Consider the following 8893-nt stretch of genomic DNA (forward strand, 5'->3'; position numbering starts at 1 on the left):
CGGCATAGGTGACACGTTTGTCCAAAGCGGTCAGAGCGTTGACGATTTCTCTGGATTGAGCAGGCGGGAACAACCAATCGCTGCTGAAGCTGATAAGCAGGAAATCGCAAGTTGCTTCGTCAAACGTTTCCATCAACTTCAGCCGCGTGCCGCCTAGGTCGAACAGATCCATCGCCATCGACAGAGTCACGTAGCTGTTTGCATCAAAGCGTGTTGTGAACTTTTGACCTTGATGGGCCAAGTAAGAACCAATGCTGAATCGTTGTTCGAATTGCGATGCAATCTGCCGCGGATCGTGACGATCGGGATCGAACTTGGCCTCCATCGCTTCGACGGAAAGATAGGTGATGTGGCCCAGCATCCGCGCGATCGCCAGTCCCGTGTCCGGGCGTTGGTCTTTGTCGTAGTACTGGCCCCCGGCGTAGTGTGGGTCGGTTTGGATCGCATTGCGAGCGATGACATCGAACCCGAGTGCTTGGCTGTTGAGTCGTGGAGAGGTCGCGATGGCGATGCAGGTTTTCGCCGCATCGGGATAGCGATTGATCCACTGCAAGACTTGATGACCGCCCAGTGAACCGCCGACCACGGCCCGCCACTGGCGGATTCCCAAATGGTCAGCCAACAGTTTTTGAGCTTCGACGATGTCGCCGATGGTGATCCGTGGAAAGTTGGCACCGTAGGGCGTGCCGTCGGGCGAGGTCGGATCCGCATCGCCCGGGCCGGTGCTGCCGCGACAACCGCCCAAAACGTTGGGGCAGACCACAAACAACCGGTCCGTGTCGATCGGCAGTCCGGGGCCGATCAAGCCGTCCCACCAACCCGGTTGGTCGTCTTCATCGTGGCGAGCCGCGTGCGAGTCACCCGACACGGCATGGCAGACCAGCACGGCATTGGATGCATCATCGTTCAGCGTGCCCCACGTCTCGTAGCAGCATCGCACTTCCGGCAGTTCGCCACCGCGTTCAAGCGGCAGCGGCTGGTCAAACGTCACGTACTTCGCGTACGCCAATGGCGCGTCGGTCCGCACGTCATCGGTGCTGGACAGATCTTCGTTGGAAGGCTCACCCATGGAAGCTTGGCTTTCGAACATCGTTACCCGAGTGGATCTCCCGGAAGTTTTCTCGCGGGAGGATCAGTTGTTCGGAAGCAACGTTTCGATTGCTTTTGGGGTCACGCGGTCGCAACAGCAAGAGCCTGTTTCAGGTCATCGAGGATATCGTCGATGTCTTCGATCCCAACCGAAACACGAATGTACTCGGGGCTGACGCCGGCACGACGTTGTTCGTCTTCGGCGAGCTGTTGGTGCGTGGTGCTGGCGGGATGAATGACCAACGTTTTGGCGTCGCCGATGTTGGCCAAGTGAGAGCACAGTTGGCAGGCGTTGATGAATTTCTTGCCCGCTTCCATGCCACCCTTGATACCAAAGCCAAGGATCGCGCCTTTGCCATTGGTGAGGTACTGCTCAGCCAATTTGTTATGAGAGTGCGATTTCAATCCGGGGTAATTGACCCACTCGACTGCGTCGTGAGCTTCCAGGAACTCAGCAACCTTCATCGCGTTTTCGCAGTGGCGAGGCATGCGAAGGTGAAGAGTCTCGATGCCTTGCAGGAACAGGAACGCCGCAAACGGGCTCATCGCTGCACCTGTATCACGCAACCAGTGGGTGCGGATGTGAACATTGTAAGCGATGTTGCCCATGCCACGCAGATGCTCTTCGAAAACGGCACCATGGTAGGAAGGGCTGGGGCCACAGAACTCTGGCCACTTTTCAGGTTGGTCGGCCCATTTGAAGTTTCCGCTGTCGACGATGCAGCCACCGATGTGAGTGCCGTGCCCGCCCAAGAACTTCGTTGTGCTGTAGATCACGATGTCGATTCCGTGATCGATCGGACGCAACAAGTAAGGCGTCATCACGGTGTTGTCGCACAACACTGGGATCGCCCCGTGTGGTGCAGAGTGAGCGGCGTCGGCGATCGCCTTGAAGTCAGGCACATCGTTTCGTGGGTTGCCGATGCTCTCCATGTAGACCAGGCGAGTGTTTTCATCGACCAAGCCGTGGATTTGTTCCGGGTGATCCGGATCGAAGAAGCGAACTTCGATGCCGAGGTTCTTCAGAGTTTGCGTGAACAGCGTCCATGTTCCGCCATACAGCGAAGTGCTGCTGACAATGTTTTGACCGCTGTGTGCGATCGCCAAAACTGCCGCCGTGATCGCCGCTTGTCCGGATGCGAAGCACAGTCCCGTTGCACCGCCGTCCAGTGCCGCGATGCGTTTTTCCAGCACGTCGACCGTCGGGTTCATCAACCGGCTGTAGATGTTGCCAAATTCAGCCAGGCCAAACAGGGCCGCCGCGTGTTCCGTGCTATCGAACTGGTAGCTGGTGGTGGCGTAGATCGGCACCGCGCGGCTTTTGGTCGTTGGGTCAGCGACTTGTCCGGCATGGAGAGCACGGGTAGCCAGACGATGATTTTGGGTCGGATCGGCGGACATGCAAAAACTCGATCAGGGATGTTTGAAAGTAGGAAATTTCTGCGTTGGGAACGAAGCAGGCTAACAAATCGGTCAGCGATTGTCGCCAGCCAGCTTGATCAGGCGTTCGGCACCGCGACGCAGCGTGTCATCGCTGGCCGCGAAGCTGACGCGGAAGTGAGAATCGCGGTCGCTGAAAATTTTGCCGGGGATGATCAGCAGACCATCGGCGATCGCTCGTTCGACGAACGCCGTCCCGCCTTCGGTGCCGGGGGCTTTCGGGAACAGATAAAACGCACCGCCGGGGCTGGTTAGTTCAAAGTGCGGCGACAGCTGTTCCACCATGAAGTCGCGTTTTCGGCGGTAATCGTCGATGTGGCCGTCCAGCGAAACCTCCATCGCTCGGAGGGCTCCCCATTGAGCGGGCTGAGGCGAGCAGACGAACGAATATTGCTGGATCTTCAGCATGGTCGCAATGATTTCGGGCGGTCCGTGGACGTAGCCCACTCGCCATCCGGTCATCGCGTGCGACTTGCTGAAACCATCGATCACGATGGTGTCGGGGTTGGTCGCCGCGGGAGAGGCGAAGTCGCCGTCGTAGAAGAACCGGCTGTAAATCTCGTCCGACAGCAAAGCGATGTTGTGCTTGGCCGCCAATTCACCGACGTCGCGCAAGTCCTGCTCCGACGCGGTCACACCGGTCGGATTGGCGGGACTGTTGACCAGGATCATCTTGGTCTTGGGAGTGATTGCGGCTTCGATCTTGGCTGGATCCAAGCGGAAGTCCGGGTAGGAATCGACCGTCACGGGGATGCCACCGCACAGGCTGACGAGTGCCGGGTACATGACAAAATAGGGGTCCAGGAAGATGACTTCGTCGCCCGGGTTGATCATCGACAGCAGCGAAAGGACCAGACCGCCTGAGGTGCCGCTGCTGACAAAGACGTCGCGGTTTTGGCCGGGATACTTGGCGTTGATCTCCGCCAGCAACCTCTCACGCAGCGGCGCGATACCCTGGGTTGGCGAGTAAGCGTTTTTTCCGGATCGAATCGCATCGACGGTCGCGTCCTGGATTTCCTCGGGGACATCAAAGTCCGGTTGCCCGATGGACAAGTTGATCGGGTCTTTCAGTTTCGCAGCGAGATCGAAAACTTTTCGAATTCCGCTGCTATCAAAGGAGGCCGTTCGATCCGCGATCCAAGGATGCATGTTGACTCGTCGCCTGTTGGATGAAGGTGGAAAGCGATGGTTGCGTGTGGAGGAAACCCTAGGCAAATCATGCTTGTTTCGCGGATCAGGATATCATTCGCTTCGGCTTGCGGTAGTCCGTGTTTGGGGCCGGGCTCGATCGATTGACACCCCTGCCCTGTCTCGCTCAATATCCGAGGGCCCACCCAAGATCGACCGCCCGCCCGAGATCGGATGGTTGGTCGGGAGTTTGTTGGCAATGCAAGTGAAGACACCAGGCAAGTGAAGACACCGGGTTGCGAAGGATAACAGTGACGGAATGAGTGAAATTCGATTGATCGAACCGGTGGTCCGTTTCTGCGCCGTGATCTCACGGCACCAGGAGGCTCGTCAGTGGGCAAAGCAACGATTGGCAGAACGTTGGGGCGAGCTGGGCGAAAAAGGTGAGTCCAGTCCGTTCGAAGCCGGCGGGTTTTACCAGCCTGAGATGGGCGATGGGCTGACTAAAGAGCTTATCGGAATTGCACAATTCGCGGATCCAGCCGGATTGGCAGACTGGAAAAACGTCACCAACGAATGGGAATCCGAGTACGCATCATTGTCGGATCATCCCGAGCCGCGGCCGTTGAATTTGGATCCGGGGTACGTCAGCCAAGCCAAATTGGTGTTGGCGACAATCAAGGACCGCGACCACCGAATCTATTTGCGAGATGGGATCTTTGCGGAGGTCACCCTGAACTATGTTGGTGGGCGTTGGATTCATCACCGATGGAGCTACCCTGATTACCGCACCGAAACGGTTGCGAGGTTTGCGGCGAATTGCCGTGCCCGACTGCGTCAGCATTTAAAAGCGACCGGCGGTTTTCGGGTTGGGGTCAAGAAAACCCCCGGGGTGAAGCCCAGCCCGAAGGTTTGATTCTCCGTTTCTGATTCACCGTTTCATGGCTCGTTCGATCAAGTTGATCACGCCGGCCAACAAATCCGTTGAATCCGAGCCTCGATGGCAAACCAAATGAGTTGGTCTCACGTAGCAGCCTGACCGAAGGTTCATTTCGTACTTTTCTCGACACGAGTCGCCAAGCATGATTGCTGGGTCCGCTATTTCACTGTTCTCCGATTTTGCTGGTGTTGAATCGGGTTTGCTCCCTCTGGCCCAGGTCGGCAAGTGGTTGCCCGTATTCGTCACGCCCATTTGGGTGCTATCGATGGGTTTGCTGCTGGGGGCGTTGGTGACCGCAGTGATCCATGGCATCTTGAGTGCATTGTCTTTCATTCCCGGTCTCGGGAATTTAGCCGACGATCCCAAACGCGGCGTGACTTTGTCGCTGATTGCCGGAGCGATCTTCTCCGCGTTGCTGTGCTATTTCTACGTGCCACAAGGCGGCGAGAACGGGCAATTGCTCTTCCTGCCCTTGGTGACTTTGGGAATGATTCTGGGCTTCGGCCTGATCTACGGAATGTGGCACCGGACTCGATCCGAGTGGATGTCGATTCTGGGCGAAGGTGTTATCCCGTACATCTTGGGCACGCTGGGTCTCTTTGCCGTGATCGGCTTGGGCTCGACGCCGTTTGTTGAAAAGCCCATGGCGATCCTCGAAAGCGTCCCCGCGGTCAACTTGGTCGGTGACGGCACGGTGGTGGAAGTCGCGACAATCGCACCTTCGGCTGACCCAGACATCCCCGAGTTCTTGCCAGCCGGAATCACCTACAACTTCCGCAACGTCGCCGAACTGCGGATTGAGAGTGACAAGAAAGTCTTCCTGGCTGACTCCGATAAAGCGGAAGCCTTCAGCCGTGCTCCCATCGAATTGAACCCAGGCAGCACCGAAGCGGTCACCTACAAATATCAAGACCGTGAGCAGCCACCGATTCCAGGTGATCCGGCCAAGCTGCACATCTACAACCAAGAGATCGACCCGGCTGAAGTGACGTTCACGTTCAAGAACCTGCCGCAGATCCCTCAGGCTTCGTCAATTGTCTTCTCCGCTGTCGCGCTGTTCCTGACATTGACGGGCTTCATGGCGATGCGACAAGCGGCACCGCGTGTCTGGGCATTGGCTTTGTCGACCGCGAAAAACGAAATGGCTCAGCCGCTTTATCTGTTGCTGTTGGCGATCGGCATCTTTGCCGTGCTGCTCTTTGGGATTTTCCCGTTCAACACATTGGGTGATGACATTCGCCTGCTGAAGGACAGCGGCGTGACGATGATCATGGTGCTGGGCATGTTGCTCGCCGTTTGGAGTGCGGGAACATCGGTCAGCGACGAAATTGATGGCCGGACTGCTTTGACCGTACTGAGCAAACCAGTTAGTCGACGTTCGTTCATCTTGGGCAAGTACACCGGAATCATGTTGGCCGTGTTGGTGCTGTTCGTGATTCTGGCGGCTGTTCTGTTGGTGGTGATGTCGTACAAGCCAATCTATGACGCTCGCGAAACGAGCCAGCAGCAACCGCCATGGCAAGTCGGTCACGAAGAGATCATCACGACGCTTCCGATCTTGGGGCTGTACTTCATGGAAACGATGGCGATCGGAGGAATCGCGGTGGCCTTGGCGACTCGTTTGCCGCTGCTGGCGAACTTCATCACCTGTTTCGCGATCTATGTTGTCGGCAACCTGCTCAGTCCGCTGGTCGCTTCTGCGAGGGAAAACACCGAGCTGGTCGGATTTGTTGGTAAATTGATAGCGGTCGTGGTCCCCAACCTGAACTCATTCAACGTCCAGGCGGCGGTGGATGCGGGAAATGCCATCCCGCTGATCTACTTGGCCGCCGCGTTCAACTATCTTGTGGTCTTTGTCATTGCCATTTGGATGGTTGCGATGTTGTTGTTTGAAGATCGCGATTTGGCTTGATCGCCATATCTGTTGCATTGGAAACTCGTTTGAGGATAACGGTGACCGGTCGTGACGGATCGTCGGTCGCAACGATTGCGGTCGGGATGACAAACGAACGGTGGCTAAATATCCAACGAGGCTCGCAACGGTGAATCGCTTTTCCAGTCTGAAACAACCACGTCGCGAACCAGAAGCGGCGGGCGCGCCCCTGCATTTGGTTTGGGCCGCTATCGCGGGTTTGATCATTCCAATCTTGGTGCTGGTCTTTGGCATCATCGCGGCATTGGTCGATGAAGGCGATGGGCTGACGCAGTCGCCTGTTCGCCTGGGGACACATCTAGCGGTCCCGGTGCCGGAGTTCTTTCTGGCGCAAAGCAAAGTCACGCAACTGTTTGGATTGGTTGGATTGTCGTTGGCAATCGCGGCGGTCTTTTGTTTGGCCGTTTGGTTGCACCGGCGATCAGCAGATGCTCGCTCGCGGCGAGTGATCAAGATGTTGCATTCGCGAACGCTGAAGCAAAGCTTGCGTCGCGCAGAAGTCGAAGGTGCCGCGGCTCAGCGTGAACGAGCTCGTATCATCATCGGTCGCCACCTGCCCGAAGTCGGCCGTGGTCTGTCGCTGTGGTATCGATCTATACCAAGAAGCGTGCTGATGTTGATCGGGTGTGTGACACTTGCACTGCTGGTGAATGTTTGGCTGGCGATTCTCGCGGTTATCAGTGGCGTGGCGTTGTGGCGTTTGTATGCCAAGCTTCGCAATCCAGATTGGCTGGAATTATCCCGATTCGAAATCCCGCAAATTCGTGATCGCTTGATCGGTTTGATCGGCGACGCACCTATGATGGCTCGATTACAGGCCGGTGGTTTGGCCGATCAAGCCTACGAAGCAGAGTTAGAAGCTTTGGATCGTCGGATTGCGGGCGATGACGCGCGTCGAGGTCGATTGTGGCCAGTGATGATGATGGCCGGTGGCGTTGCCATTGCTGTCATGTTGTTGGGGCTGGGCCTGAACACGTTGCAAGGCGAACAAGGCTTGAGCCTTCCGTCCGCGTTGGTACTTGGTCTTTCGTTGACCGGTGCAGCCTTGGCGGCCGCTCGATTGAGCGAACTGAATCGTCAACTTCGCCGCAGCAGCAAAGCTTGTGAATCGGCGTATTTGTATCTGCAGCCCAACAGCGAAGCGTCGCCGAGCGAGCAACGTGTTGGGCTGGGCGGTCTTCGCGATTGCGTGAGGATGGAAGATGTGTCGCTTCAAGATTCTTCGGGCAAGGCCATCTTGCGCGATCTGAGTTTGTCGCTGCAGCCCAAGTCTCTGGTGGCTTTCTTGGGTACTGAAGACGTCTCGACGCGAGCTCTGTTGGAATTGTTGATGGGCTTTGGTCGTCCGCATCGCGGCAAGGTTCAGATCGATGGTATCTCATTGCTCGACGTTCACCCGCAAGCCCTTGCCAAAAATGTGATGTGGATCGGTCCCGATGGGCCTCTCTGGGAAGGTACGTTGCGCGAGAACTTGATGGCGGGAGTCGACCGGAGTGTCGACAATCGCGACATGGTCGAAACGCTCGAGCGACTTGGGATCTACGAGCGAATCACTCGCTTGCCTGACGGCCTGGAGACGATCATCGAACCGGGGTCCAATTTAGGAGCGACCGAAGATTCGGATTCGCTCGGGACCGATGTTCGCTACGCGGTCGGGATCGCACGGGCGATGTTGCACCGGCCGCCGATCGTGCTCGCGAAAGAGCCCCCTGCCCCGACCGAGCATGTCAATGAAGACCCCTGTTTGAACGCACTGCGAGAACTGGCGGATGCTGGTTCGTTGGTGGTCATGTTGCCTCACCGGCTGAAGACGTTACGTTCATGTGATCGGGTGATGTTGCTCAATGGCCCCAATTTGGTCGGCGAAGGACGTCACACCGAGTTGCTGAATTCCAGTGATCTGTATCGCCACTTGAACTACTTGTTGTTCAATCCCTACCGACACCGAAGCCCATCCTGAGAGAGGCGTGTGACGCAAACCAACGCGGACGACGAACAAACCCCGGACGATGTCTTTCGGACTGCTGTCGCGGTCGAAGCCGGCTTGGGTGCCCTGGCGTTGATTCTCGGATACCTGCTCGGTCCCAGTGCTCGTGAATTGGTTCCGCCGCTGAACGAAGTCGCTTCGTCCGCGGTCATTGGCGGAATTGGGCTAGGCATCGTTGCGACCATTCCATTGGTATTGTTCGTTGCCGTGTTGCGACGAATCAAACACCCAGCCATCGAAGAGCTCGACAAGCTCAGCGATCACCCCATGATCGGCTTGATGCTGCGACTGAACGCGTGGGAATTGTTCGCGATTAGCTTGTGTGCTGGCGTCGGCGAAGAACTCTTGTTTCGTGGTTGGTTGTTGCCGTGGCTGG

The 8893-nt window shown here is 57.0% G+C and carries 7 protein-coding genes; 4 read left to right on the forward strand and 3 right to left on the reverse strand.

Annotated features, from left to right (window positions below):
- The 3 genes from metX to RE6C_RS04470 all read right to left on the reverse strand — a co-directional run.
- The coding region (gene metX / locus RE6C_RS04460; RefSeq protein WP_039961188.1) for a homoserine O-acetyltransferase MetX at positions 1-1069 on the reverse strand (1069 nt) is incomplete at its 3' end.
- 101 nt (positions 1070-1170) lie between these two features.
- The gene (locus RE6C_RS04465) at positions 1171-2490 is read right to left on the reverse strand and encodes an O-acetylhomoserine aminocarboxypropyltransferase/cysteine synthase family protein (protein ID WP_008654270.1); all 1320 of its coding nucleotides are present in this window, start codon (positions 2488-2490) and stop codon (positions 1171-1173) included.
- A gap of 72 nt (positions 2491-2562) precedes the next feature.
- Positions 2563-3678: a pyridoxal phosphate-dependent aminotransferase gene (locus RE6C_RS04470; protein ID WP_008654274.1), complete on the reverse strand. Its 1116-nt coding sequence runs from the start codon at positions 3676-3678 to the stop codon at positions 2563-2565.
- 298 nt (positions 3679-3976) lie between these two features.
- Here RE6C_RS04470 and RE6C_RS04480 point away from each other — a divergent pair, with 298 nt between their 5' ends.
- The 4 genes from RE6C_RS04480 to RE6C_RS04495 all read left to right on the forward strand — a co-directional run.
- A complete protein-coding gene (locus tag RE6C_RS04480) occupies positions 3977-4573 on the forward strand; it encodes a DUF4416 family protein (RefSeq protein WP_008654277.1) in 597 nt (198 codons plus the stop codon).
- 166 nt (positions 4574-4739) lie between these two features.
- Positions 4740-6509 carry an ABC transporter permease gene (locus RE6C_RS04485; protein ID WP_008654279.1) on the forward strand — a complete coding sequence of 590 codons (1770 nt, stop codon included), beginning with the start codon at positions 4740-4742 and terminating at the stop codon, positions 6507-6509.
- Positions 6510-6639: 130 nt separating this feature from the next.
- Positions 6640-8490 (forward strand): ATP-binding cassette domain-containing protein, encoded by a 1851-nt coding sequence (locus RE6C_RS04490; RefSeq protein WP_008654283.1) that lies wholly within the window; start codon positions 6640-6642, stop codon positions 8488-8490.
- 9 nt (positions 8491-8499) lie between these two features.
- Positions 8500-8893, forward strand: a 394-nt coding sequence (locus tag RE6C_RS04495; RefSeq protein WP_039961186.1) for a CPBP family intramembrane glutamic endopeptidase, incomplete at its 3' end; no start/stop codon positions are given.

The sequence above is a fragment of the Rhodopirellula europaea 6C genome (assembly GCF_000338295.1).
Classification (GTDB): domain Bacteria; phylum Planctomycetota; class Planctomycetia; order Pirellulales; family Pirellulaceae; genus Rhodopirellula; species Rhodopirellula europaea.

Bases quoted from the DNA above. Each gene is read 5' to 3' on its own strand.
- RE6C_RS04485 (WP_008654279.1), top strand. From the start codon at position 4,740: ATGATTGCTGGGTCCGCTATTTCACTGTTCTCCGATTTTGCTGGTGTT.
- RE6C_RS04465 (WP_008654270.1), bottom strand. From the start codon at position 2,490: ATGTCCGCCGATCCGACCCAAAATCATCGTCTGGCTACCCGTGCTCTC.
- RE6C_RS04470 (WP_008654274.1), bottom strand. From the start codon at position 3,678: ATGCATCCTTGGATCGCGGATCGAACGGCCTCCTTTGATAGCAGCGGA.
- RE6C_RS04480 (WP_008654277.1), top strand. From the start codon at position 3,977: ATGAGTGAAATTCGATTGATCGAACCGGTGGTCCGTTTCTGCGCCGTG.